The sequence below is a fragment of the Rouxiella sp. Mn2063 genome (assembly GCF_049319665.1).
Lineage (GTDB): Bacteria > Pseudomonadota > Gammaproteobacteria > Enterobacterales > Enterobacteriaceae > JBMOUD01.
In genome coordinates this window covers 46,922-71,685 of record NZ_JBMOUD010000017.1, presented here as the reverse complement: position 1 = coordinate 71,685, position 24,764 = coordinate 46,922, and the positions used below count along the sequence as shown (strand labels likewise).

Annotated in this window: 22 protein-coding genes; 7 read left to right on the top strand and 15 right to left on the bottom strand. The window is 49.2% G+C overall.

The window, feature by feature from the left end; all coding sequences use genetic code 11:
- Window positions 1-61: 61 nt before the first annotated feature.
- From ACL9RG_RS19665 to tssB, 9 genes are all read right to left on the bottom strand, one after another.
- Window positions 62-418 (bottom strand): putative T6SS immunity periplasmic lipoprotein, encoded by a 357-nt coding sequence (locus tag ACL9RG_RS19665; RefSeq protein ID WP_422794334.1) that lies wholly within the window; start codon window positions 416-418, stop codon window positions 62-64.
- On the bottom strand, window positions 415-960 hold the full coding sequence (locus tag ACL9RG_RS19660; RefSeq protein WP_422794333.1) for a type IV secretion protein Rhs: 546 nt from the start codon (window positions 958-960) through the stop codon (window positions 415-417). The genes ACL9RG_RS19665 and ACL9RG_RS19660 overlap by 4 nt, the downstream gene beginning before the upstream one ends.
- Before the next feature lie 94 nt (window positions 961-1,054).
- Window positions 1,055-3,703 carry a type VI secretion system ATPase TssH gene (gene tssH / locus ACL9RG_RS19655; RefSeq protein WP_422794332.1) on the bottom strand — a complete coding sequence of 883 codons (2,649 nt, stop codon included), beginning with the start codon at window positions 3,701-3,703 and terminating at the stop codon, window positions 1,055-1,057.
- A 185-nt stretch (window positions 3,704-3,888) separates the two neighbouring features.
- A complete protein-coding gene (locus ACL9RG_RS19650) occupies window positions 3,889-4,380 on the bottom strand; it encodes an Hcp family type VI secretion system effector (protein WP_422794331.1) in 492 nt (163 codons plus the stop codon).
- Between the two features lie 3 nt (window positions 4,381-4,383).
- The gene (locus ACL9RG_RS19645; protein ID WP_422794330.1) at window positions 4,384-6,117 is read right to left on the bottom strand and encodes an OmpA family protein; all 1,734 of its coding nucleotides are present in this window, start codon (window positions 6,115-6,117) and stop codon (window positions 4,384-4,386) included.
- 3 nt (window positions 6,118-6,120) lie between these two features.
- Window positions 6,121-6,774 (bottom strand): type VI secretion system protein TssL, short form, encoded by a 654-nt coding sequence (gene tssL, locus ACL9RG_RS19640; protein WP_422794329.1) that lies wholly within the window; start codon window positions 6,772-6,774, stop codon window positions 6,121-6,123.
- On the bottom strand, window positions 6,771-8,108 hold the full coding sequence (gene tssK / locus ACL9RG_RS19635; RefSeq protein ID WP_422794328.1) for a type VI secretion system baseplate subunit TssK: 1,338 nt from the start codon (window positions 8,106-8,108) through the stop codon (window positions 6,771-6,773). Before tssK ends, tssL begins: the two co-directional genes overlap by 4 nt.
- A gap of 23 nt (window positions 8,109-8,131) precedes the next feature.
- Complete coding sequence (gene tssC, locus ACL9RG_RS19630) at window positions 8,132-9,682, bottom strand: type VI secretion system contractile sheath large subunit (protein WP_422794327.1); 1,551 nt, start codon at window positions 9,680-9,682, stop codon at window positions 8,132-8,134.
- A gap of 31 nt (window positions 9,683-9,713) precedes the next feature.
- Window positions 9,714-10,211: a type VI secretion system contractile sheath small subunit gene (tssB, locus tag ACL9RG_RS19625; RefSeq protein ID WP_422794326.1), complete on the bottom strand. Its 498-nt coding sequence runs from the start codon at window positions 10,209-10,211 to the stop codon at window positions 9,714-9,716.
- A gap of 551 nt (window positions 10,212-10,762) precedes the next feature.
- Here tssB and ACL9RG_RS19620 point away from each other — a divergent pair.
- Window positions 10,763-11,536: a lysostaphin resistance A-like protein gene (locus ACL9RG_RS19620; RefSeq protein ID WP_422794325.1), complete on the top strand. Its 774-nt coding sequence runs from the start codon at window positions 10,763-10,765 to the stop codon at window positions 11,534-11,536.
- 178 nt (window positions 11,537-11,714) lie between these two features.
- On the opposite strand, the gene ACL9RG_RS19615 is transcribed toward ACL9RG_RS19620, so the two are convergent.
- Window positions 11,715-12,680 carry a GlxA family transcriptional regulator gene (locus ACL9RG_RS19615; protein ID WP_422794324.1) on the bottom strand — a complete coding sequence of 322 codons (966 nt, stop codon included), beginning with the start codon at window positions 12,678-12,680 and terminating at the stop codon, window positions 11,715-11,717.
- Between the two features lie 111 nt (window positions 12,681-12,791).
- Between ACL9RG_RS19615 and ACL9RG_RS19610 the strand changes: the two genes are divergently transcribed.
- From ACL9RG_RS19610 to ACL9RG_RS19585, 6 genes are all read left to right on the top strand, one after another.
- Window positions 12,792-13,085, top strand: coding sequence for a hypothetical protein (locus ACL9RG_RS19610; protein ID WP_422794323.1), 294 nt, complete (start codon window positions 12,792-12,794; stop codon window positions 13,083-13,085).
- A 462-nt stretch (window positions 13,086-13,547) separates the two neighbouring features.
- The gene (locus ACL9RG_RS19605) at window positions 13,548-15,740 is read left to right on the top strand and encodes a hypothetical protein (RefSeq protein ID WP_422794322.1); all 2,193 of its coding nucleotides are present in this window, start codon (window positions 13,548-13,550) and stop codon (window positions 15,738-15,740) included.
- Between the two features lie 67 nt (window positions 15,741-15,807).
- Window positions 15,808-16,476 (top strand): DUF3142 domain-containing protein, encoded by a 669-nt coding sequence (locus tag ACL9RG_RS19600; RefSeq protein WP_422794362.1) that lies wholly within the window; start codon window positions 15,808-15,810, stop codon window positions 16,474-16,476.
- 124 nt (window positions 16,477-16,600) lie between these two features.
- Window positions 16,601-17,173, top strand: coding sequence for a TetR/AcrR family transcriptional regulator (locus ACL9RG_RS19595; RefSeq protein WP_422794321.1), 573 nt, complete (start codon window positions 16,601-16,603; stop codon window positions 17,171-17,173).
- A 21-nt stretch (window positions 17,174-17,194) separates the two neighbouring features.
- The gene (locus tag ACL9RG_RS19590) at window positions 17,195-17,674 is read left to right on the top strand and encodes a DUF1348 family protein (protein WP_422794320.1); all 480 of its coding nucleotides are present in this window, start codon (window positions 17,195-17,197) and stop codon (window positions 17,672-17,674) included.
- A gap of 253 nt (window positions 17,675-17,927) precedes the next feature.
- Window positions 17,928-19,556: a dipeptide ABC transporter ATP-binding protein gene (locus ACL9RG_RS19585; protein ID WP_422794319.1), complete on the top strand. Its 1,629-nt coding sequence runs from the start codon at window positions 17,928-17,930 to the stop codon at window positions 19,554-19,556.
- Here ACL9RG_RS19585 and ACL9RG_RS19580 read toward each other — a convergent pair.
- The 5 genes from ACL9RG_RS19580 to ACL9RG_RS19560 all read right to left on the bottom strand — a co-directional run bounded on the left by ACL9RG_RS19580 (window position 19,553) and on the right by ACL9RG_RS19560 (window position 24,764).
- The gene (locus ACL9RG_RS19580; RefSeq protein ID WP_422794318.1) at window positions 19,553-20,386 is read right to left on the bottom strand and encodes a sulfurtransferase; all 834 of its coding nucleotides are present in this window, start codon (window positions 20,384-20,386) and stop codon (window positions 19,553-19,555) included. The two genes, ACL9RG_RS19585 and ACL9RG_RS19580, sit on opposite strands and share 4 nt — an antisense overlap.
- Window positions 20,380-21,384, bottom strand: a complete 1,005-nt coding sequence (locus ACL9RG_RS19575) for an ornithine cyclodeaminase (RefSeq protein ID WP_422794317.1) — start codon at window positions 21,382-21,384, stop codon at window positions 20,380-20,382. The genes ACL9RG_RS19580 and ACL9RG_RS19575 overlap by 7 nt, the downstream gene beginning before the upstream one ends.
- A 1-nt stretch (window position 21,385) precedes the next feature.
- On the bottom strand, window positions 21,386-22,384 hold the full coding sequence (locus ACL9RG_RS19570; RefSeq protein WP_422794316.1) for a 1-aminocyclopropane-1-carboxylate deaminase/D-cysteine desulfhydrase: 999 nt from the start codon (window positions 22,382-22,384) through the stop codon (window positions 21,386-21,388).
- Between the two features lie 98 nt (window positions 22,385-22,482).
- A complete protein-coding gene (locus tag ACL9RG_RS19565) occupies window positions 22,483-23,853 on the bottom strand; it encodes a M20/M25/M40 family metallo-hydrolase (protein ID WP_422794315.1) in 1,371 nt (456 codons plus the stop codon).
- Window positions 23,850-24,764 (bottom strand): ABC transporter permease, encoded by a 915-nt coding sequence (locus ACL9RG_RS19560; protein WP_422794314.1) that lies wholly within the window; start codon window positions 24,762-24,764, stop codon window positions 23,850-23,852. The genes ACL9RG_RS19565 and ACL9RG_RS19560 overlap by 4 nt, the downstream gene beginning before the upstream one ends.

Here is a 24,764-nt window from a genome sequence, read left to right as displayed (position 1 = left end):
AAGTGATTCGGGTAAGTGAGCGTAGCCAACGCAGAAGCAACTTGAAGTATGACGGGTATATTTAATTAACAGATGAGTATTTATCTATAAACCTCACAGCATAAACTTTTCTTTTTCCGCTATTAGCATCAACAACAGAAAAACTAACGTTATATTCATTATTAGTGATAAATTTATATCCCATCATGGGTAAGCATTTATTTTTAGCATATTTTCGCCCGGTAACATCAGCAATAAACTCTTTTGACTCACCCGCTTTCTGTATCTTTACACGTTCATAGATAAAGCCTTCATCTATTCCTGGCGCATACACGCAGACAGCCCCTTCAGACTGTTTCACTTTGGCTATATCCCAAGGGATTTTATCTCCCAAGCACCCAGTTAGCAGAAAAACAAGAACGAGAGAAATGCTTTTCATAACTCCTCCGGCGAAGGGAAAGAACCTAATACTTTTTCATACATTCGTAAAAGCTCGACATTATTATAATAATAGTCTTTATTAATAAAATTATTCCCCCAAAGCCCTTGCCACACGCTATATCCGAAGTCTCGCAAAATGTAATAGTCAGAAACAATCGAGGCCTGCTGTTCCATCGAATAACAGGAAAGACGTGTTTTAGCCAAGTCGTAGTGATAATCAACCGCCCAGCTAAATAAACCACGAAGTTTAACCATCATCCCATGCTGATATTGCCATACATGGCATAGTTCATGTAAAAATATATGTTTACTGTCGATGCTCACATTATCCGCTGAAAAATCAGCGTAATAATAACCTTCCCGAAAATAGACCTCGCCATTTGGCGTCATCGCAACATTTTTCGCCTGTAACCCTAAAGGAAGGTAACTGTCGCAATGTATCCAGACTTTTGAGTAAGCGATTTGATTGCTATACAGGGTTTGAGTCAAAGCAATCTCCCCCGATGTCATTCTTCTGAGTTGTCCCTCTCCATCCGGCATAAACCTTTCCTTTGTATGAGTCAAAATTACACTACAGAATGAGTCCTACGTATGGACTGAGTAATCAACGTAGGCTCAGACAGCATTGCTCTCTTTATCGCTCAAACTCCAGCGTGATCCCTTCCTCTTCATCCCAGCCCAACGTTAGCGACGTCGTGCGTTGCTGTTCTGACATACGGCTCAATAATTGCTGGCTGAGTACCGGCAAAATCTGCTGGTTGAGCAGGCTATCGATGTTACGCGCGCCGGTATCCGGCAGCAGGCAGGCGGCAACTAAGGTGTCGTATAAGCTCTCTTCGATGGTGCAATGCAGGCCGTAATGCTTATTCAGACGTTTGGCAACCTGCGCCAGCTTCATTTCGACAATGGTGCGCAGAGCTACGGCATCCAGCGGACGGTAGATTAATGTCTGGAAACGGGCTAACAACGCAGGTTGGAAGTGGTCGCGCAATATCGGGCGCAATAGTTCTTGTAAATCACCGTTGCTGGCTTCCGGTTGATCGTCCAGCAACTGCATTAGTTCGTCGCTGCCGAGGTTGGCAGTCATTAATATCACCGTATTACGGAAGTCGATTTCGCGCCCTTCGCCGTCACGCATGATCCCTCGGTCAAATACCTGATAGAACAGGTTGATCACATCGCGGTGGGCTTTTTCTACTTCATCGAGCAGAACCACGCTGTACGGACGTTTACGTACCGCTTCGGTCAAAATACCGCCCTGACCGTAACCGACATAACCTGGAGGAGAGCCTTTCAATTGGGAAACAGTATGGGCTTCCTGGTACTCCGACATATTGATGGTGATCAGCGATTTTTCACCGCCAAACAGGGTATCGGCCAGCGACAGCGCCGTCTCGGTTTTACCTACACCGCTTGGCCCCACCAGCAGGAAGACGCCCAACGGGCCGTTCTCGGAAGTCAGGCCCGTTTTGGCGGCGCGCAGACGCTGCGCCATATCGATTAGCGCCGTATCCTGCCCGACCACGCGAGTGGCCAGATGCTGTTCCATCTGTAATAGATCGGTCTGTTCGTCTTTCAGCAAGCTGCTGAGCGGCACGCCGGTCCAGTCGGCAATAACTGTCGCCACAGTGCGAGCATCAACATCGAGAGACAACTGAGGTGAACTGCCCTGTATGTCGCTTAACTGCTGCTGTAAATCAGCAAGATGGCTGGCGTCGGCCCCCTTCTGACGCGCTTCGACAATCAGTGCCGTCAGGCGTTTTTCTTCCTGGTACTGCTGCTCGATTTTTTGCTGATCAGCGGCCAGTTCGGCACGGCGTAGTTCAATTTCACTCAAACGAGTTGTGACCATATTCGGCAACAGCGCGCGATCTTCGTCGATCGCCTGTTGCTCCATCGCCAACGCGGCCAGCTCGGCGTTGATCTCCATCAGCGCCTCCGGCAGTGTGTCGATACTCATGCGCACACGAGCACCGGCAGTATCTAGCAAATCAACGGCTTTATCCGGCAACTGGCGTCCGGTGAGATAGCGACGGGACAGCGTGACAGCGGCTGTGATCGCACCATCAAGAATATGTACGCCGTGATGTTGTGCATAACGGCCTTTTAAGCCACGCAGCATCAAATTGGCTTTAGCATCATCCGGCTCGTCAACTTTCACCATCTGAAAACGACGCTCCAACGCCGCATCCCGCTCAAAATACTGTTTGTACTCAGACCAGGTAGTCGCCGCTATCGTGCGCAGTTCACCACGCGCCAACGCAGGCTTAAGCAAGTTGGCAGCATCCGCGCCCCCGGCCTGATTACCCGCGCCAATGATAGTGTGCGCTTCGTCGATAAACAGCAGCACCGGCGTTGGCGATTGCTGAACGGCTTCAATCACGTTTTTCAGACGTTGTTCAAATTCACCTTTGACACCTGCACCGGCCTGCAACAAGCCAAGATCCAGAGTACGCAGACTGACAGTTTTCAGGCTGTCCGGCACGTTGCCTTCGGCGATACGCAATGCTAACCCTTCCACCAGCGCCGTTTTACCAACGCCTGGTTCACCGACCAGGATCGGGTTGTTTTTACGACGGCGCGACAGGATGTCGATCATCTGGCGGATCTCGGTATCACGGCCAAAGATCGGGTCGATCTGTTGTGCTTTGGCTTTAGCAGTCACATCCAGAGTGAATTTATCCAGTGCCGCTTGCAATGCTTCGCTCAAGGCCTGACCGGACAGGTTGGTAGGCGCGGGTTTATTTTGCTGTGTAGATTCATTGAATGAAGAAACCGGCATATTCAGGCTGGCCTGCTGTTGCAGTTCTGGCCTCTCATCAGACTGCGCATCCAGTAGCGGTTTGAGGCGAGAGATCTGCGTGGTGCTCAGACTGCACAGCGGCCAGGCACCTTCGCAGCGCAGCATATTGGGTTGAGCGGTTAACGCTTCGAGTAGATGGACGCTGCGCACTCTGTCGCTATTGTCCTGTAAAGAGGCAGCTAGCCAAGCAGATTGCATCAGAGCGCTCAACGCATCTGAGAGCACTGGTCGAGTATGTATCGAGCGCGGCAAGGTATCGAGATGTGCCAGCAGGCTTTGCCACAACCCATCCAGATCCCATTCATAGCGGCGAGCCAACACGGTGATATCACCCTCACCCATCTCAAGTAATTTAAGCAGCCAGTGTTCAATGGTGATCTCGCTGTGAGCGCGGGTCTGGCATAACGTAGCGGCGGCTTCCAATGCCTGTGCGCAATACGGGTTTAAACGACGAAGTAGTACAGCTGACTGGTTTTCCATGTGGCAATCCTTTTTAGGTACGCTACCGCCCCTAGCCGCTTCCTATTCTGGTGATGCAGGAAACCGAGGCCCATAAGGTCGAGGTATAACAAGTGATGAAGTAGTGTTTGTTAAATCAATGCGTGCGAAGTGGCTTAACAAACAGCACAAAGAACAGCAGACGGCGAACCGTCTGCTGTGAGGGATTACGCAGTAGTACGTTCGTTCCAAGAATCGGAATGAATGATGTTGCCGTCTTTGTAAGTCCAGGTGATTTTTTCGTAACGTAGTTCAATCGCTTCCAGGTGGTTGTGTTTCTCTTTGGAAGGATCTTTGATGTCGTGCATTTTCGGCGCGACTTTCACCAGCTTGACGTTTTCTAGTTTGGTATTGAAATACTCTACTTCCTGGCCTGCATCGTTGATTTTGTACCATTTGAACTCAGCAGATTTCAGGGTCTGACCGGTGGTCACTGCCTTGTACAAATACGGGCTAGAAGAGTCGATTTCTTTGGTAAACAGGAATGGGGTATGAATACGAGTACCTGTCAATTTGCCGGTATTGTTATCCGTTGGGATGTACAGGTTGTGTTCCTGTGCAACCACTTCGATGCTACCTTCACGGTCTTTAACATCAACAGAACCTTTGATGTCCGCACCGCCATCGTCCTTGAGCCACAAATAAACTGGAATTGCCATGGTTTACTTCTCCTTGCTTGTTGTTAACCCTTCATCACTACCTGACGAAGGTTGAGAGTCTGCTGCCAGACAGGCGTTAGCCTGCGGCACCAGGCTGATTTCTACCCGGCGGTTCAAGGCCCGCCCCTCGGGGGTATCATTGGTGGCAATCGGGCGCGTTGCGCCATAGCCTTGTACGGCGAAGCAGGTCGGCGATACATCGCTGGTAGAAAGCATCCAGTCGCGTAACGCTTCCGCGCGTTTGAGTGACAATGTTTGGTTAGCCTGCGCATTGCCGGTAATGTCGGTGTGCCCAGCAACCACAATCAGCCAGCCCGGCTTGGCTTTAATACCAATGAGTGTATTGACCAACATTTTGGTGCTGCCAGGTTTAAGCTGAAATTTACCTACGTCAAACAGCGACAAGCTATCTAAGCGGATAGTTTTCGGTCCCTGAACAACGTGATTCACTATCTGAGGCGTTGGCGATGGCTGCGTCGGGAGCGTCCAGCTATTGATGGCACTTTCGAGCGGTGCAATCAGCCGCATGCCCTGATAGAAGCCCAACGATAGACGCATCGGCGTACCGCTTCGCCGCCACTCATCCAGCAGGCTGGCATCTTTACGCAGTTGCTGTTGAGCAAGGATTTTAGGTGCGGTGGGCGTACCGGTAAGTCGGTTATACAACGACAGATGATCGCCAACGCTTTGGACCATGCGCTGGTTATTGATAAACGACGCCAGCATGGCAAGCAGCAAAAATACGCCACACAAAAATCCAGCCTTCTGCCAGTCCTGCATCATGCGAGAAACACCACGACGACGAGGCAAATTGGCTAGCAATACATCCGGGAGCGGCAGACAATCCTGCATCGTGACCATTGCTGGCATCAACGTAGTGATTCCGGCAATATGTCTCTGCCACAGGTTTCCAGGGCTTCCAGCAACAGACGTAAAGCAGCTCCCCCATGCACAAGGTGCTAAAGCAGGGACGTCACCTTGCCGTTCGCTCAAAATGCTCCAGACGTGAATCTCAAGCCAAGAGAGAAGACTCTCTATCCAAAATACAGATCCCAATCTTTCCCGTTCGTTTTGGGCATTCTGCTGCTGGCTCCATGCAGCCAATGGTATGACGCCTGAGCCTATCTCTTGAACTTGGACGCCTTTCTGGCCAGGCGTAGCGGTGTACCAACGCTCAGCTTCTACTGGTGAGGTTGCTGGTGGTGCAACCCAAGTTCCCACGAATAAAGGAGGGATCCCCACCAAATAGTCTTTACACTGCGCAATGGCCCGATGCCAAACGCGTAAAGATTGTGTGAAATCATCCAACTCCTGATGCTTTTCCGGCACGATAGACAACAGCACAGAGATCTGAGAAATCAGTGCAGGACGCTCCGCAGACAGGTGTTGCGCGAGCATCGGCAGTTGTTCTGGCATACTCACTGGCAGATACCAGCCTTGGATAGTTTCTCGAAAAGGTGCTGATACCGAGAACAAAGGCTCACTGTCACCACAAACCAGCACAACAGCCCCTTGAAAATCCTCGGGTGGCAGGATGGCATCGACAATGTGTTGATGGACGATTTTATTGTGATTTTGTTTGTGCCACTGAACATAACCCGTTGCACTGCTAAAGATGACAACCAGCACACTCAGCGCGACACGACTGCTTACCGTCAGCGGCCAAAAACCATTAATAAGCCACAACGCCAAGCATGTGCCCAGAAGCAGCAAAAGTAATTGCGTTAATCCGCGCATCCTCTAATGGATCCCTGTCAGTGTGGACACCATATGCGTCAGCGTGGTCGAAAGCGTGAACCAGAGCACCGCCAGTACCACCGCGCCAGCAATCCAAGAGAACCAATATGTCTTCAGTCCTGAGCGCAAGCGCGTTGAGCGTGAGACTACCGGCGTATCTTGTGAAGAGGAAAAAGGAGGGACTATTTGGCTCAATTTACGTACAACATCTTCCCGACGCTCATCCCCTTGCTCGCGATAGCGGCCAGAAAACCCCAGTGTCAGCGCTCGATAAAAACAGGTCAGTACTGCGATATCAGGCGCAGGCTCTTGCAATACAGTACGAATACGCTCCCACAGTTCTTCACCAGCGTTAAGAGTATTGAAGTAGCGTGCTTGAAGCGGATCTTTCAGCCATTTTGTATAGCCACTATCCTGCTTCTGACGATTCAACACGCTTTCATCTAATAATGCGCACTGGGTGTAGAGCATATGTTCACAACTTATTTCACTGAAACCAGCACGAGACAAAGCCTCTCGAGCTCCGTCAATCCACTCACAGGCACGGCGATACAGTGCTTCCCCATCTTCGATTTCTTGACCGTTACGTAACTGACTGACCATCAGCCAGCAGGGATAAAAGACAGAATCAACAATGGACTCATTTATTTTGCTCATGAGCGCAGCACCGCAAACAGTTCAAGTTTGACATCACCCAGTGAACCAGGAATGTAGAAAGCACAATTGCCAGCATCCAACATGGCCTGTGCAGCCGGGCTATTAAGATCCAAGGCAAAATATTGATTTTCCAGACGCAGAGGGATCGCTGCAGGAACGTGGGACAATGCTTTCATGGCTACGCCATTTAGCGCTACGTTGACCACATCTGATACATCCTCGAAACAGCCTGCTTTACACAGCAACGGAAACTGGGTTTGCAACATATGGTTAGAAATGGAAGATCGAACAGAAAGATAGAAATCAGCCCCTTCACGCAGGCGGGCATCGAGTAGAGAACCAGTCCAGAATTGCCCGTCGAGCTTCAGCTCAATGGCGAGCATGCGGGAAGGCAAGCTAGCTTCTAGCAGTTTATCGAGCAAAGAGAACAGCGGAGGGAACACCTGTTCTGGTGCGCTGTGCTGGTAAGAGGGAATATCTTCTGCTTTGTGTTCCAGAGAGAATGTCAGCAGGCTACCGGCAAGACGTACCAGTTCTCGATAGAATAACTCAGGGTGGCGTGAAGGCGTCTGATAAAGTTCCACCAATACTGGTTCAGCACTATTCAATGCATTAAGCAGCCAGAATAGTGACACATCGGCCACGGCAAAATCTGCCATTCGTTCGTTACTTTCACGACGCATAGCCATCAAGCGACGGCGACGTGCCTGCAAACGGTGGATTAAATCCCCTAGCTCAGTCAATAACACCGAGCTTGCAGCTAGTGACAACATTGGCGGGATAAAATGACTATCCTGCATCCACTGCCCCTGAGCATTACGTACCAACCGCACAACCGCACAGGTTAGATAAGCGCTGTTTTCCTGATGAGCAAAACGTAAAGTAACCGCGTGACGCATTACCGCCAGCTCAGTCCGCTCGTGCCCGGCAAGTTCCTGCACAGTTATCCATTCTTGCTGCCAGCGGCGAGGGCGCTCACTATCCTGCCCATCGTCCAAATTTCCGCCATTAGCCGAAAGTAACGGCAGCGCCAACACCACATCCACGCTGTCACGGTCCGCCACCATAGATAAGTCACAGGCAGCAGGAAGGTTATCCGCCAGCTCTGTATCAATCAATGTTCCATCGGGAAAACGAACCACCAAACGAAGTGCATTCAGACGGGAAAGGGCCAACGCTCCGCTATCAAATGCCGCATCAATGCCCCCCCAAGGATGAGCTAATACCATATGTGAAACGGTATCAGCTATATACGCATCCCAGCGTGCCTGTTGTTGGAACTGTTGTGGGGCCAAAAAGGCCCCATCGTTCCACAAAGGACGATAAATCTTCATCGGAACTCCCTTGTGTCCTGTGCTTACGCTTTCGCCTTAGGCATCTGAGAAACCAATGACAGGTTCACATCCATGCCTTCCACCTGGAAGTGTGGAATAGCAAAGAGTTTCACGCGGAAGAAGCCCGGGTTATCTTCGATATCTTCAACGATTACTTTGGCATCACGCAGCGGGTGAGAGGCTTGCAGATCATCGCCAGGATCGGTCATTTCAGTTACCAAGCCACGCACCCAAGTGTTCAGCTCAAGCTCCAACAAACGACGATCTTTGGTCGTACCGATGTTTTCACGCTGAATAAGCTTCAGGTAATGGGCGATGCGCGATAGCAAGAAAATGTACGGCAGGCGAGCATTGATGCGGCTGTTAGCCGTGGCATCAGCGGTATCATATAGCGCAGGTTTCTGTGCGGAGTTAGCAGAGAAGAAGCATGAGTAGTCGCGGTTTTTATAGTACGACAGCGGTATAAAGCCCAGGTTAGCAAACTCGAATTCGCGAGTTTCCGGGATCATCACCTCTGATGGAATTTTCACCTGATTGCCGGTGCCTAAATCATACAAGTGGATGGGTAAATCAGTGACCGCGCCGCCAGCCTGTGGGCCACGGATCTGTACACACCAACCATTTTTGATAAAGCTTTTCACCATATTGGCGGCAAAGGCAAACGTCGCGTTGGTCCACAGGTATTTCTCGTGATCCGGGCCTTTTACTTCTTCAACATAGTTGAAGCTGCGCACCGGTACAGTATCAGGGCCATATGGCAGGCGACCCAATACACGCGGCATGGTCAAACCGATGTAGCGGGAGTCATCAGAATCGCGGAAGGATTTCCATTTGATGTATTCAGCGCGGTCAAAGTAGTTGCCAATATCTTTGATGGCAGCGACTTCTTCCATCGAGTTTTTGAAGAAGAATTTAGGACCAACAGAGCCAACAAACGGCATGTGTGCCGCAGCAGAAACTTTAGAAATATTGCGCAGCAGAGCGATATCTTGCGGGCCTGCGTCAAACTCGTAGTTAGAGATAACTGAACCTATCGGCTCGCCACCTGGGGTGTCATATTCTTGAATGTAGGTATGACGATACAGGCCGCTCTGAATAATTTCAGGGCAATCTTCAAAGTCCTGACGCAGGTCATCTTTGGAGACATCCAGCAGCTCAATTTTAACGTTTTGACGGAAATCAGTGCGGTCAATCAGGAATTTAAGACCACGCCAACCGGATTCAACACGCTGGAAATCAGGATGGTGCATCACTACGTCCAACTGGCGGCTAATTTGCTCATCCAGTGTCGCAATATGGTTATCCAACAGAGTTTTATCCAAGCGTTCGACTTTCTGTCCAGACTGTTTTAAACGCTCAAGAAATACTTGAACAGCAGCTGTCACACGTTCATCAGTCGTGACATCAGACATTGCCTGATTGTCCTGGAAGATATTGACATCCCCCAATGACGATACTGGCTTAAGATTAATTTTTTCAAATAGTGACGCATATACACTTCCTGCGTCGGCATGTTCCAGCACCGTGGTTTGGCTAGAGGAAGAGGAATTTTCAGTATTGACAGACATGAGCATTATCTCGCGTTAATCCATTTAATCGGGAGGTTTACGCTTCTTTCGGCGCAAGCGCATTCAGTTCACCGCGCAATTCTTCGCTTAGTGAAGGGTCCTTAAGAATATTTTCGAGCTCTTTTCGGAAAGTTGAGTTATCTAGTAAATTAGATTTTAGGTCGCGTAATAAATTACGCATCGCAAGCATCGCCCGTAATTGAGGAATTTGTCTGGCGACCTGCTCTGGTTCAAAATCTTTCATTTCTTTGAAAGTCAAAGCGACACTTTCTTCGCTGTTATCTCCCGCCAGAGTATTTTCCACGGTAAGTTTAAGAGAAGGACTAAAATCAGCCAGCACGCTATTAAAGTTATTTTTATTGATATTAACTTTCTCACGCTCTGATAATGGACGTTGTTCCTTACCATTGCTGTAATCGCCCATCACCATTAATTTTAAAGGCAATTCTATCTTTTTTTGCGCTCCACCGGTATGCAGATCAAGTTTGATATTAACGCGGGCTTTTGGGATTTCATTCTGAAATGAATCGCTCATGGACACTCCTTGTGAACATGGATCCTAAATGGCGTACAAAAATGTACGGTGATGTGAATTCGCATCAATATAGAATAAATATAAGTAAAGAATCAATAACGAGGATAAGTACATTAGGAATATATTTCATTTAAGTCAAAAATATAACCACAAATAGTTATATATTTTCAACTTTTAAAAAAATATCACAATGCAACATTACCCATGTAAATTATCACTGAGAAATAGCAGGTTAAAATCAAATAAATAACTAACAACGTAGAGTTATATAAATAAAAGCATCATTTAAAATTACAATAAAAAACGTTTCTTACATATACCAAGGAGTCAAGCGACGATGATGAAATTTGTGATCACGATTTTATTGTAAAAAAATAACCATTTATAGTTTACTCGTAAAGAAAGCCTATTAATCATAGATGACACAATCTTGATATCCCCACACTTCTCCTTATACCGCGCTATCAATTCTCTCTCGCACACTTGGAAATATATAAGATAATTCCGATGCACTATAAACGTTTAAAACTCAATAAGGATTAATCATTGCAATGACTTATAAAACTGAAATCTCGCCCTCGCTACGAGTGAGGCCAACGCTGTGGCTTGGGGTACTAATCTATCTTATCTATATGGCTGTATTTTATGTTGCCTTCATTTTAGTCGACGTAGAATACGCCCGCGTTGGGGAAAATACTGACACATTACTCAACTGGCTTCTCCCTCCGACACTCGCCGGATGTGTGGTAGCACTGAGCTTCGTATCATTATTTGGCTGGTGGCGTCCTGCACTGTCTGAGCGGAAAAAACTGCCGCGATGGGCGATGTTCGTTCCTGTTCTCACCGCTGCGGTCGCGTTTGGCAATATGCTATTTGGCGATTACACCACCGTAACATCACAGATGTGGGTCTATTTAATTGGCGGCTGTCTGGTCGTCGGCTTCAATGAAGAGATGGTCAATCGTGGCACACTTATCGTTGCACTTCGCAGCCGATTTGGTGAGCACGCAGTATGGCTTATCTCTACCACAATGTTCGCGGTGTTCCACCTGCCAAATATCTACTTCGGTATCGGTGCATTGGCTATTGCGCAGGTGATCATCGCATTTGGTATGGGATCTATATTTTATCTTGCCCGCCGCACAACAGGATCACTGATTGCAGCGATGCTATTACATGCATTATGGGATCTATCAGCTTTCGCCTCCCATGTGCCGTACAGTGGATTGCTGTCGCCTCTGCTCGGTATTATTGCTGTGACTGTCACGCTCATCGTACTGGCTCGCGAACGGAATCAGGATGCCTTAAATCGGCTTAAAGCATAAAGAACCGTTTCGATAGGACAGTTACAGAACGAGATTCATTTTATTAGAAAACAGTAAGCCTATTCTCCGCAGGGAGAATAGGCTTACAAATAGTGTAGCGATACTGTAATCGACGTTTCTGTTATCAGTCACCCATGAACACGCTGAATGCTTCAATCAAGTACATACCTAGCTAACCTCAACGTAAATCATCACGCAATTCACGCACGCCCCTGCCAAGACGTTGGCGTAATAAAGTGCGCAGTGTTGCCCCATCAACGTAACCCACTTCTGCTGCAATAGTTTCGAGATCAAGACCGCTACCTTGCAGTAAAGAGCGCGCATGTTCGACACGTAGATCTTGGAAATAAGAAAGCGGTGATTTTCCTAATACTGCTTCACAGCGGCGTTGTAATGTACGAGGGCTGGTTGCCAGTACTTTGGCGACCTCCTGTAAAGAAAAGCCATACTTAAGATGATCGCGTGCCCAACGTTCAAAGCGTAGGATCAGCGGATCTGCCTGCGCTAAATGATTAGGAATAATATAAGGTGCTTGCGCGGATCGAATATCGGCAAGTAGATAACGCGAAACCACCGTGGACAGTTCTGGGCTGGCCTGGCGTATTAGCCACAGGGCAAGATCAAGATGCCCCATTGCCGCACCTGCGGTAACTAGCGAACCCGATGGCACTAACATACGAGTTTCATCGAGATAAACATCGGGATAACGCTGACGAAACAATGGTGCCAGCCACCACGTAGTAGTGGCTTGATGTCCACTAAGTAGCCCAGCATCGGCCAAAATAAATGAACCAATACACGAAGCGGCAATATGCACACCTTCAGCGTGCCATTTTCGCAATTGGCTCTTCACATCGCGAATATCTCTGCGTTCAAGAGCGGGAATTAGCGTTTCGGGGGTACTGGTCGTTAGTGCTGGTACGACTACCCAATCAGGTTTTAATGACGGCGTTACTTTCTCAACAGGTATACCAAAACCTTGAGCCGAAAGAACTTTTTTCCGCACGCCAACAATTGAGACATCAAACAGCGGCGCCCCACCGGTCATGCGCGTAGAAAACTTGTTAGCAATGGCTAACGCATCCAGCGTTACCGTCAGTCCGGTATCGAATAAATCATCATAGGCAAGAAGAGCAATTTTCATGGCGTAAATGACCTTAAAGTTGTCGTTTACGACTATACAGAATTGTAATCCCGATCGTTAAGCTAATTCTGACTAACGCTCTTGTTAGCGCTCAAAAAAAGGAATCACCCTATGAAAGTTTTCGCTATCGGTTCAGGCAAAAACCCTCTTACTCCTGAACAAAAACAACAATATATGCCAAGTGAAGTGCCGGCAACGCTCAAACTATATCTCGACGGGAAAATTGAACAACATTGGTTCCGTTTGGATCCAAATGCTCCTGGCGTTATTTTTCTGATGAATGTAGATTCTCTTGATGAAGCCAAGAAATTGCTGGGATCGCTGCCGCTTAGCGTTGCCAATATTTTGAGCTTTGAGTTAATCGAAGTCGGGCCATTACTGCCGCTTGGCTTGCTAATCCAATAAACATCCCTCTGAATAATAAAAACAGCAACTTAACAACATTTATGTTGCTGTTTTATCACGAATACCTGCTATTAACCTTTTCTAACTATACCAAAAAGACTTCGAGATTCAGCCAGGCGGCAATCGAGAGACAATCCGCCAACACCCCCTGCAATTTGAAGTATGACGGGTATATACACCCTGCCATTTCAATGCCCCCACTCTACTAGGAATAATGACCGCGATGCTTCCATCAACCTAAGCTGTTATTCAAATAATGGCAGGGATATATAAAGTTGATATTACGAGTAAGGATGAAAACACAACAGAAACGTGGTGGGATTTTAAAATAAGCAGGTCATTTTTTTATATTTGTACTAGCATAACGGATATTTTCATCATCGCTAAGAAGACAAGAATAAGCGCTACACCTTCGCGGTAATTATTGGTAACTCATTTATTTTAATATGGAAATTATCGTTAATGAAAATTAAAAACCTCATTTTGACCCTCGCTGCCTCAGCAGCTTATTGCGCTAGCCCGCAAGCCTTCGCTTCTTTTGATGACATCAGTTGTAGTTGGAACAGCAATTGCCCGATGAGTGGGGTTCCTTACCTGGCTGCCGATAATGATACCCGTATTAATTTGTTGATGCTGACCGCCGCGCAAAAGAAGTTTCCTTTACTTTTATCTTCTACCGGAAAAGATTTAAGTCGCAATCGAGACTATGATTTTTCTCTTTATCGCAACCAAACTTCAAATGAAGATGAGCTGCAAGGCCAGGCAACCTCAGCAGATACATCGGGCCAACAAGCGAACAACTCCCTCAAGATATTAGCATCTAGCCTCGGTATTGATTCGGCAACATTAAGTAACGCTACGCCGGAAAATGAGGGCCGTAAGGTGTCTAACAACTTGGATTCATTAAGCCAGTTCTTCACTGCGTTACAGGCCGATCGGCAATTAACACCAGAGAATCGCCACCTGCTGGCTTCTTGGCGTAGCCAAATTTATTTGAATGAAGAAGGAGCGGCACAATTTTTACCCCAGTTGCAAAATACCCCCTCTGATTCCTCCGTAAGTGCTTTTAGAGATTATCTGGCCAATGCTGAGCTGTTTTATCAGGGCAAATTTTCTCAGGCCGAAGCGGGGTTTAGCACTCTGCTATCATCACAACAAAAGTGGGTGGCGCAAACCGCAGACTATATGCTTTTCCGTATCGCGCTAAATCAAATCACCGTTAATGCCATCGACGAATACGGCATGTTTGATCCACAGCGAGTCAATAAAGATGCAGGAGCCGCAGCATTACAACGCGCACAGGCTTATTTAACAACATATCCAGATGGACTATATGCCGCTTCAGTCCGTGGGTTTCATCGGCGGATCTATTGGTACTTGTCCGACTGGTTGCAGTTAGCCTCACTGTATGAAAGCAATATATCTACCTCAAGCGATATCAATACACTTGGCACGATGATTGATGAAAGCGATCGTATATTACTCAGCCGAGAGATCCCTTATCAAAGTAAAGAGCAACCTTTTATTAGCGCTGCTGGTACTCCCTTACTCACCTTTACCCAGAATATGAAATGGTTGCGAAAGTACAATCTGGAAAAAGAGTCTGTACCAAAACTGACGGAAGAGGCATTACAGAGTGAACGACCAATGTTTACTGACGCTCACCAGCTACCACTCTGGGAATACATGCACAATGCCTGGTTGTTCTACCAGCAAAAAGATTACGCCGCATTAGTTGCCGCCATTACGCCAGCGGCGATGCTTTCACCCGATGATATCCTCGCCTTCAGCCAGCAAATTATCTATGGCAACGCATTAGCCATGCTTAATAAATGGCAAGAGGCCCAATCCCATTGGCGTCACTTGCTTAGCTTGCCGCTGAATGAGTATCAACAGCAATATGTCCAATTGATGCTGACAACCACCTTAGTTCAGCAGAATAAAACGTCAGAGATTTACGCGGCAGAAAGCCCAATCAATAATTTACGTTATCGCTCCTTGGTACTTAAAAGCCTGGCAGATAAAGCGCTTTTACAGCAACAAGCATCATCAGCACCAACTGATGAAGAGAAAACAATCGCACTCCATACTCTGTTATTTAAAGATCTGATGGTTGGTGATTATCAAGGTTTTATTGACGATAAACGCTTACAACAAAATATTAAAAATATGCCCGACCAGACGCTTTTTGACGATGTAAATATCGGCGTATTCAATTGGGATGGCAGCGGTAGCGAACCTGGATATTTTTGCGCGCCATTAGATAAAACGGTAGAAGTACTGGCTAAAAATAAGAACGATCCTCACGCATTGAATTGCATCGGCGAGTTTTTACGTACGACCAATGCCAATGTCAGAATTGATGTTGAATCAGGAAATAATGGCAAACTCGATCAACTCGCCAGCACTGCACTTAATCAAGATCCAATGCACGGGCGATTGAAATATTACCAGCAGGTTATTGCCGCCCCTAAAGCAGAGCCCGAAGATAAAAGCTACGCGCTTTATCGTGCGGTGATGTGTTTCTCACCCTCTGGTTATAACAGTTGTGACCAGCAAGAGATCGCTAAACAAACGAGGCAACGCTGGTTTAATCAGTTGAAAAGCAATTATAAAGGCAACCAATGGGCGCAACGCCTCAAATATTATTGGTGATATGAGATTGCTGAAACGATTATTACTTTTACACGTGTTTATTGCTGCTCTCTCTACTGCCTCGGCAATGGAGAGAGCACCAAACGGCTATGTAAATGCCCATGACTATCCGGCATTTTGGCTATGGTCTGGCGTTTGGGCTCAGCCTGTTTTGCAACAAGCTCAGACGCTTTATCTCCACCAAGGGGAAGTGATTAGCGTTGGTCAGACGACGCAATTTATCAAATTAGGCCTGCCATTAAGCCAACTCAAGGCACCGAAGGTCTGGATAACCGTGCGCGTTGCTACACTGGATATCACGGACGATGTCTTGGCAAACGTTTTACGATTGCCTGCGCGCTGGGCTGAAGCAGGCAATCAGGTGGTTGGCTTGCAGATTGATTTTGACGCCGCCACTTATCAGTTAGATAAATACGCAACTTTCCTCACCATGCTGCGCAGCAAGCTGCCCGCGGAATATTCCCTAGGTGTGACTGGGTTACTCGACTGGGCGAAAACTGGAAATATCAATCAGTTAAATACGTTACCGATTGATGAACTGGTGATCCAAACTTATCAAGGCAGACATACCGTCACGCAATACGAGCACTATTTGCCCGCGCTACTGAAACTGCAATTACCCTTCAAAATTGGTTTGGTACAACAAGGCGCATGGAATACACAGTGGCAACAACGCCTGGCGGCGTCACCATTCTATCGCGGCGAAGTGGTCTTTCTGTTGAATACGGCCAAGTAACGACTGAAATCCCAAATAGTTGGCATTACGACAACGCAGCTCATAACCCTCAGAACACAAAAACTCAGTAGCATTTTTCACCCGATGCATTGACTAGGTAGAATGATCATTCTACCATCTGCGCATGAACACAAAAAACACCACTGAAATACCAGACAGATTACTGGATGCAGCCGAAGCGCTGATTTACCAGCACGGCCTCAATGCCACCGGGATGGAACAAATCGTCAAGAAAACCGGGATAGCGCGTAAAACTATTTATCGCTATTTCAGTAACAAAGACGATCTGTGTGCTCAGGCATTGCAGCACAGAGATAAACGCTGGATGCGTTGGTTTGAAGAGTCATCGTGCGTCAGTGATAGTCCAGAAGCGTGCTTACTCGCCATGTTCGACGCATTGAAATCCTGGTTCCAAACCGAGGACTTTCGCGGTTGCGCCTTCATTAACTCAGCAGGAGAAACGGCAGATCCGCATCATCCAGTAAGGGTGATTGCCAAAGAGCATAAAGTGAACATTCTTCGTTTCATCACAAGGTTGGCCGAAAAAGCGCATGCCAAAACACCGCAAGCACTGGCCAATCAATTGCTGGTGTTGATTGATGGGGCCATTACCGTTGCTATGTTGATGGGCAACCCGGCCGCTGCCGACGATGCCAAAGAGACAGCAAAAGTATTAATAAACAGTCAGATAAATTAGTTCAAATATTCGAGGTGATACATGTCTGAACCTACAGAAAGAAGAGCGCCTTTCCCGCCATTTACTCGCGAGACGGCCATCCAGAAAGTTCGCTTAGCCGAAGATGGCTGGAATTCACGCGATGCAGCCAAGGTGTCGCTGGCCTATACGCCTGATACCCAATGGCGCAATAGAGCAGAATTTATTAATGGTCGCGCCGAGGCCGAAGCTTTTTTGACGCGTAAATGGCGCAAAGAGCTGGATTACCGCCTGATCAAAGAATTGTGGGCGGTAGAGGCTAACCGTATTGCCGTACGTTACGCCTATGAGTGGCATGACGATGCCGGTAACTGGTTCCGTTCTTATGGTAATGAGAATTGGGAATTTGATGACAACGGGCTGATGTTCAATCGTTATGCCTGTATCAACGACATGCCGATTAAAGAGAGTGAGAGAAAATTCCACTGGCCGCTAGGACGCCGCCCAGATGATCATCCCGGTTTGAGTGAGCTGGGGTTATAACATCAAGATTCAGCCAGAAGCTTAAAACCATCTAGGTCTGCTTCTTGTGAGTTGATCTTCGATAGCCTGTCTTGTTGGCTAAGATAACGAATACAGGCCAGAGGAAATGACCATGAACAGCCAATCAAACTCAACATTTGATCTAAAACTCATAACTCATCGCCAACTGGCCTAAGCCGCACATGACTATGGCTTGTGAATAGAGAATATAGGATATATTCTCTCAACATACTTCCTCGGCAGGCTGCATTCTATGTCTTCACAGGCGCACTTACTTGACGTTACTCAACTTGGCATTGCTACTGAGGGCGGACTTTCGCTGGTTAATGGCATCTCATTTCGGGTTGAACGTGGTGAAATCGTTGCGCTAGTCGGGGAGTCAGGATCGGGTAAGACACTGAGTTCACTGGCATTAATGGGCCTGTTACCTAGCGGTGTACAGCAGCAGCAAGGTGATATTCGCTTTGAAGGTGAGCTGATTGCCAGCGCTGGCCAGCCGTTTGCCGCACAGGTGCGTGGCCAACGCATTGCCACCATATTCCAAGAACCGATGACTAGCATGAATCCGGTGCTGAAAGTCGGAGAACAGATTGCCGAGGTATTGGTCAGACACCGCCAGCTCAGTTGGAAACAAGCCCATCAGCAGGCTATCGCACTGCTAGACAGAGTCGGTATTGTTAACCCAGCCCAACGCGCTAAACAATATATTCACCAGCTATCTGGCGGCATGCGCCAGCGAGTGATGATCGCCAGCGCTATCAGCTGTAAACCAGCACTGTTGATCGCCGATGAACCGACAACCGCGCTTGATGTGACGATCCAGGCGCAGATCTTGGCATTATTACAGGAAATCCAGCGGGAGATGGATATGGGGATTCTATTGATCACCCATGATCTCAGTCTGGTCGCTCGTTACGCCGATCGTGCCTATGTAATGCATCAAGGAAATATCGTCGAACACGGCGATGTTCCTGTTTTAATGACCACCCCGCAGGATGCCTATACCCGCAAGTTGATCCAGGCTTCGCAACCTGAACCGCTACCGCGCCAGCCGATTTCCAGCGGCAATACGCCATTGCTCAGCATACAGGCTTTAACCAAGAGTTACCCGCACAAACATTGGCTGCCGTTTATGCCCGCCAACCGTCAGACAGTGTTATATCCCACCACTGTCGATATCCAACGTGGTGAGATTATCGGTCTGATTGGCGAATCGGGTTCTGGTAAAACCACCTTGGGCCGGGCAATTATCGGCTTGGTGCAAGCTGACAGCGGCAAAGTGATATTCGATGGGATTGACCTACAACGCGCCAGTAAGATGCAACAACAGGCTTTGCGGCGTCGTGCACAGATTATTTTTCAAGACCCTTATGCCAGCCTGAACCCTAAAATCCCGGTGGGCGAGCAGATAGCCGAGCCGTTGCGGGTTTACAAACTGCGACCCGCTGGAGAAGTAACCCAACGCGTGGCCGAGTTGCTCACACTCGTCGGGCTGGAGCCCGATCATGCCAGCCGTTTGCCCGGCGCATTTTCTGGCGGACAGCGTCAACGGGTAGCTATTGCTCGTGCGCTCGCATTGGAACCCGATTTACTGGTAGCAGATGAAGCCGTTTCGGCATTGGACTTGTCGGTGCGCGGGCAGATTCTGGCGTTGCTGAGCCAGTTACGTGAGCAATTAGGATTAACGGTGCTGTTTATCAGCCATGATATCGGTGCAGTGCGCCAGCTATGCGATCGGGTTATCGTGCTGTACCACGGCAAGGTGGTGGAAACCGGTAGTACCTCAGAGGTACTCAATGCACCACAGGATGAATACACCCGCCAACTATTAGCTGCCGCGCCAGATATCCAACAGGCGCTACAGCGGCGTAAAACGGGTTAAGAGCCAACGCTTAGCGGCAGTTCATGATGTTCTGCCCACTCATGCCAAGACCCGACATACACCGATAAATGTTGATAACCCGCCAGGCGCAACGCCGCCAGTACGGTTGCAGCACGCGCGCCACGATGGCAGTAAATCATGATCTGCTGGTGTGGTTGCAACCCGGCCTCAGCGGCTCGTCTGGCGATGAAATCAGCACCAGCAAATGCCCCCTGTTCTACAATATCCTCCCAGAACAGCAGATGTGCACCCGGGATCCTACCGGCTCGATGACAACAGTCATGGACAAAACTGCCATCAAACTCGCTAGGCCGACGAGCATCCAATATCACTTGTTGCACGCCATCAGCTTGCTCGATTTGTTTCCGAGTCGCTACCCACTGACGCTGGAGCGGACTTAAACGGATATCCGCTATCAACTCGGCACCCTGTTGCACAGCAACCACGGCATTTGGCGCATGGCCCGGCAAAAGCTCCCCGCCAGCAGCGATCCAGGCATCCAGGCCACCATCGAGGATCAACGCCTCTTCATAGCCACAGAACCAGGCAAACCATGCGCCGCGTGGAGAACGCATTCCAACTTGCTGCTCAAAGAATACTGGCACCGCGTTATCATGCTGCACGACTTGCTGCCACGCAGCTTCAAAGGAGGCGGCCATCGCCACCAGCCCTTGCTCAGTACTGTCGGGAATAAAATAGTCATACACATTCAGGCTGACCGCGCCGGGTAACGTTGCCGCCTGCCAGCTAGCAATGTCACGCGTATCCACCAACAGAAACCGCTTACCTCGCTTCTGCTGCGCCAACAGTTCACGCGCATTAATCAGCATAGCGAGTCTCTGGAAAATAGCGGCAGGGTTTGACCAAGCTGTTGCAACTCGGCGTCTTGTAACAAGCGTGCGGCCAGCGCGATATCAAACACATTGAGGCCAAATGAAGAGAAATAGACGCTATCGTTGGTGTCAGGACGCCAACCGTCGATCAACAAATTGCTGAGGTCGGCCGCCAATGCAGCAGCGGGAAACTCCCCAGCTCGATACATTTGAAACAGACTTTTAGCGCTGGTCTGGCAAAAATCGCCCCATAAATCGGCGACCACTTTGCTAGCTTTGCGGATACCCTCAAAGGACATCTCGTGATAACCAATCTGTAAAACAATCGTCCCTTCACGCAGCGCCTGCGGCCCAAGAAATGGCTGTGCAGCGCTGGTACAGGAAATCAGCGCATCGTATTCACTCGCCAATGCATCGGCGAGTGAACTCGGACACTCAACGGGCCAAGGTAAGTCTCCCAACGCCGCCAGAGTACGTTGCAGATGGGTCGGCGTGCGGTTCCAGCAGATCAGCGTTTCCAATTGCGGGAACAACACGTTAAGCATTTTGATATGTGCCTGCGCTTGCACGCCAGCACCAAGTAATAATACGCGCCGGATCGGCCGTGGTGCCGCATAACGCAGCGCCACGGCAGAAACGGCAGCGGTGCGCGTCGCTGTCAGCGCCGCGCTTTCAACCAGCCCACGCGGAATACCGCTATTAGCATCATTAACCAAGGTTAAGGCTAACGCTTGCGGTAAACCATCTTCTGCCTGCGGACGATGAGCGGTCCATTTAACCCCTGCGGCGTTAAATCGTCCACCTACTCTCGCAGGCAGTGCGTAAGCTTTGCCTAACGGTGTCGCTAAATCGACATGCGACTCCGCCGGCATTTGCGCCTCGCCGCTGCGCATCAGACGTACCACTTCAAGCACATCATCGAAGGCTTGCTGTGGGTCGGTACCGCCAAGTTGCAACACATCCTGACGATTGAGGTAGCGCAGCGTCGGTAGCATCTTATTGCTCCAACAGTCGTTGCGAGAACGGATATAACGCCGGTGATCCACCACAGTGAACAAATACCACCTTATCCCCCTGCGCAATTTTGCCCTGTTCGACCAAACTTATTAGCCCGTGCATCGCTTTGCCAGTATACACCGGGTCAAGCAACACACCTTCGGCCTGAGCAACCCGATAGATAGCTTCAATACCACCATCTGAAGGAACACCATAGGCCGTGCCAACAAAGCCATCTTCAATCCAGATATCTTCTGGCGACCACTGCTGCGGCCACTCCAGCAGATCGGCGCAATCCTGCGCCATCGTAGAAATACGATCCTGGAACCATTGTGCTTTAGCGCTCACACTGATGCCGACAATTTTGGTCTGCGGCCAGTAATGACGTGCGCCGACGTATAATCCCGCCAACGTACCACCAGAACCGGTCGGAGCCACAATCACCTGCGGCGCGGATTCACCGCGCGCTTTCAGCTGCGCATCCATCTCTTCAACTGCACGAACATAGCCAAGCGCTCCTAAAGGCGTTGCTCCGCCCAAAGGAATGATTAGCGCTTTTTCACCGCGCGCCGTGGCAGCATCAGCATGCGCCTGCATGGCCCCAGCGATCAGATCAAAATACTGGTCTGGATCGAGGAACTGCAGCTCGGCACCGAACAATTTGTCCAGCAGCAAGTTGCCCTGATACTGCTCCGGCGGGTTGCCGCGCAGCACTAAAATCGGTTTCATACCGAATTTTCGTGCTGCAGCGGCGACCATACGGGCATGATTTGACTGATGCCCGCCGGTGGTGATCACTGTGTTAATCCCCTGACGACAAGCTTCTGCCATCAAGTACTCCAGCTTACGAACTTTGTTGCCGCCACCGCCAAAACCGGTGTAATCGTCACGTTTGATCGTAAGCTCAATGCCCAGCGATGCCCCCACATTGCTCAAACTTTCGAGCGGCGTGGGGAAAAAGCCGAGTGGAACACGTTCAAAATCATCAACAGTTTTCATCTTGTTACCTTAACTTTCTTTATGTACTGCTTTATATACTGCTTATGTACTGCTTGGTTTTCCCTGGTGCTAGCGCTCGGCCATAAGCCGAGAAAAATTTAGAATGACTTGATCCAGTCACTCATTGAATGCTGGAAACGCTGCAAACCTTGCAACGTTACAAATTCATTGATGCCGTGTGCATTGCCACCGTGACCCAGGCCGCCAATAAGAAAAGCTGGCGCAATCGGCGCAAACGCATAAGCTGGCGCACATCCTGGAGCCCACGGCCAGATCTGTGGCGTGGCATGATGCTGCTGATAACTGGCAATAAGTTCATTGACGCCGGTCGCTTCACGGCTAAAACGATGGCCGGGATAACAGTCATCAAGGAGCAGTTCGCAGCCTTCGAAACCTGGTGTGGCTAAGCGCTGATGTATGCTGGCAATCAGTGCGGCGCTATCGATACCCGGCGGTGTACGGAAAGCTAATTCGGCACTGGCACGATGCGGTATCACGCCGCGTCCACCCGGCGGATCGCTATGGATTTCGGCAAGATTGAGTACTGCACAGCCGAGCAGATGTTGCAGGCAGTGCAAAGTATCACCAGAAACGGTCAGCCGTTGACTGCGGCGAAAACGCAGCTCATCGCCAAGGCTAAAGTTTTTGGCGAGTTCTGCCAGCAGCGCGTTGGCTGGTTCATCAGGCGTAATTTTTGCCAATACCGCTTGATTGCCTGGCTTACCGCCAATAGCGTTAAGCGCGGCTACCAAGCGCCAAACCGGATTGGCAATCCAACTGGCGTTGCTGGCATGTATTGCCGCTGTAGGCCCGCCCCACTCCCCGCCGTTCACCGATAAACAACCGCTACTCAACCCACTAAAACCGAGATAAATGCGTGGCTCTCCCCCGCCATATTCACAAAGCGAAGGGAACAATACGGCTTCAGCTGGAGCAATCGGGCAAGGGTGTCGTCCCAAATAACGGCGCAAGCTACCGCTGCCAATCTCTTCTTCGCCTTCAATAACAAATTCGATATTGACGGTTAACTGCTCTGCTAACAGCAGGTTCTTCACCGCCATCAGCATGCCAGCCAATGGCCCTTTGTTATTTTCTGCGCCGCGGGCCACATACACCGCCCCCAGCTCAGGCCACTCCAGAACGCCGCCGGTAAACGGCGGGATATCCCAACCATGATCGCTGGCAGGCATCACATCGTACATGTTGTACAACACCAGCGTTTTACTGGCGCCGATATCCAGACGCGCATGGACTAACGGCGGTGAATCCTTCAGTAGTTGCTGACTGACTGGTAAAACAGGATGGGCACCTAATTCAGTTTCCAGCCAGGTTTCTAGCCATTGTGCCAAGGCTCGCTGCTCGTCTAGCTCACCGTCAACCGAACGAAATGGCGTCATCTGGGCCAATAAATCGAGTGTTTCTTGCAGTGCTGGCGTGATATCAGCAGACGCCATCGCTAATCGAGTCATAGGCGGATCCTCGGATTAAGTACCACGTACAACAAGTCAATAATCAGGTTGATGCCGACAAATAGCAGTGCAGCTAGCAGCACAATCGCCTGAACCAACGGAAAATCGCGGTTTTGAATCGCCTGTACCGCCAGTCGGCCAATGCCCGGCCAGGCAAAAATAATTTCCGTCACCAGCGCACCGCCGAGCAGCGAGGCAAAATACATTCCCTGCACCGTGACGACCGGGATCAGCGCATTACGCAAGCCATGACGCACAATTATGCGCCACTGGCTTAGCCCTTTAGCGCGGGCAGTACGAATGTAGTCCTGCTGTAATACATCGATCAGGCTGGCGCGGATCAGCCGGGCAATAGCGCTCATATAATAAGCACCTAGGCTAATCGCTGGCATAATCAGCTGGCTGGCACTGCCATAACCACTCGATGGCAGCCAGCGCAAATTCAGACTAAAAAGAATAATCATCAACAAGCCGAGCCAGAAAACCGGTACCGCCTGCCCACTAAATGCCAACAGTCTTGATAAGAGATCCCACAGGCTGTTCTGCTTTAACGCACTGAGAATACCCAGTAATAATCCGGCAATCGTGCTCCAGGCCAGCGCCGTGACCGCCAGCAGCAGCGTCGCGGGTACTCGTTCACCAATCAGAGAGGTAACTGGCTGGCTGTAGCGTAACGAATCACCCAAATTACCGTGTAGCACCTCATTGAGGTAATGGCCGTATTGCCACAGAAGTGGACGATCAAAGCCCATGCTATGACGAAAAGAATCGATCTCCTGCTGCGTCGATCCCGGTGGCATCATCACTGCCGCCGGATCGCCGGTCAGATGCAAACTGTAAAAAATCAGTATTGATAAGCCAAACATCACCAAGATCGACTGGCCGAGGCGCGCCATAATATATCTCAGCAT

Bases quoted from the DNA above. Each gene is read 5' to 3' on its own strand.
- ACL9RG_RS19665 (WP_422794334.1), bottom strand. From the start codon at position 418: ATGAAAAGCATTTCTCTCGTTCTTGTTTTTCTGCTAACTGGGTGCTTG.
- ACL9RG_RS19660 (WP_422794333.1), bottom strand. From the start codon at position 960: ATGCCGGATGGAGAGGGACAACTCAGAAGAATGACATCGGGGGAGATT.
- tssH (WP_422794332.1), bottom strand. From the start codon at position 3,703: ATGGAAAACCAGTCAGCTGTACTACTTCGTCGTTTAAACCCGTATTGC.
- ACL9RG_RS19650 (WP_422794331.1), bottom strand. From the start codon at position 4,380: ATGGCAATTCCAGTTTATTTGTGGCTCAAGGACGATGGCGGTGCGGAC.
- ACL9RG_RS19645 (WP_422794330.1), bottom strand. From the start codon at position 6,117: ATGCGCGGATTAACGCAATTACTTTTGCTGCTTCTGGGCACATGCTTG.
- tssL (WP_422794329.1), bottom strand. From the start codon at position 6,774: ATGAGCAAAATAAATGAGTCCATTGTTGATTCTGTCTTTTATCCCTGC.
- tssK (WP_422794328.1), bottom strand. From the start codon at position 8,108: ATGAAGATTTATCGTCCTTTGTGGAACGATGGGGCCTTTTTGGCCCCA.
- tssC (WP_422794327.1), bottom strand. From the start codon at position 9,682: ATGCTCATGTCTGTCAATACTGAAAATTCCTCTTCCTCTAGCCAAACC.
- tssB (WP_422794326.1), bottom strand. From the start codon at position 10,211: ATGAGCGATTCATTTCAGAATGAAATCCCAAAAGCCCGCGTTAATATC.
- ACL9RG_RS19620 (WP_422794325.1), top strand. From the start codon at position 10,763: ATGACTTATAAAACTGAAATCTCGCCCTCGCTACGAGTGAGGCCAACG.
- ACL9RG_RS19615 (WP_422794324.1), bottom strand. From the start codon at position 12,680: ATGAAAATTGCTCTTCTTGCCTATGATGATTTATTCGATACCGGACTG.
- ACL9RG_RS19610 (WP_422794323.1), top strand. From the start codon at position 12,792: ATGAAAGTTTTCGCTATCGGTTCAGGCAAAAACCCTCTTACTCCTGAA.
- ACL9RG_RS19605 (WP_422794322.1), top strand. From the start codon at position 13,548: ATGAAAATTAAAAACCTCATTTTGACCCTCGCTGCCTCAGCAGCTTAT.
- ACL9RG_RS19600 (WP_422794362.1), top strand. From the start codon at position 15,808: ATGGAGAGAGCACCAAACGGCTATGTAAATGCCCATGACTATCCGGCA.
- ACL9RG_RS19595 (WP_422794321.1), top strand. From the start codon at position 16,601: ATGAACACAAAAAACACCACTGAAATACCAGACAGATTACTGGATGCA.
- ACL9RG_RS19590 (WP_422794320.1), top strand. From the start codon at position 17,195: ATGTCTGAACCTACAGAAAGAAGAGCGCCTTTCCCGCCATTTACTCGC.
- ACL9RG_RS19585 (WP_422794319.1), top strand. From the start codon at position 17,928: ATGTCTTCACAGGCGCACTTACTTGACGTTACTCAACTTGGCATTGCT.
- ACL9RG_RS19580 (WP_422794318.1), bottom strand. From the start codon at position 20,386: ATGCTGATTAATGCGCGTGAACTGTTGGCGCAGCAGAAGCGAGGTAAG.
- ACL9RG_RS19575 (WP_422794317.1), bottom strand. From the start codon at position 21,384: ATGCTACCGACGCTGCGCTACCTCAATCGTCAGGATGTGTTGCAACTT.
- ACL9RG_RS19570 (WP_422794316.1), bottom strand. From the start codon at position 22,384: ATGAAAACTGTTGATGATTTTGAACGTGTTCCACTCGGCTTTTTCCCC.
- ACL9RG_RS19565 (WP_422794315.1), bottom strand. From the start codon at position 23,853: ATGACTCGATTAGCGATGGCGTCTGCTGATATCACGCCAGCACTGCAA.
- ACL9RG_RS19560 (WP_422794314.1), bottom strand. From the start codon at position 24,764: ATGCTGAGATATATTATGGCGCGCCTCGGCCAGTCGATCTTGGTGATG.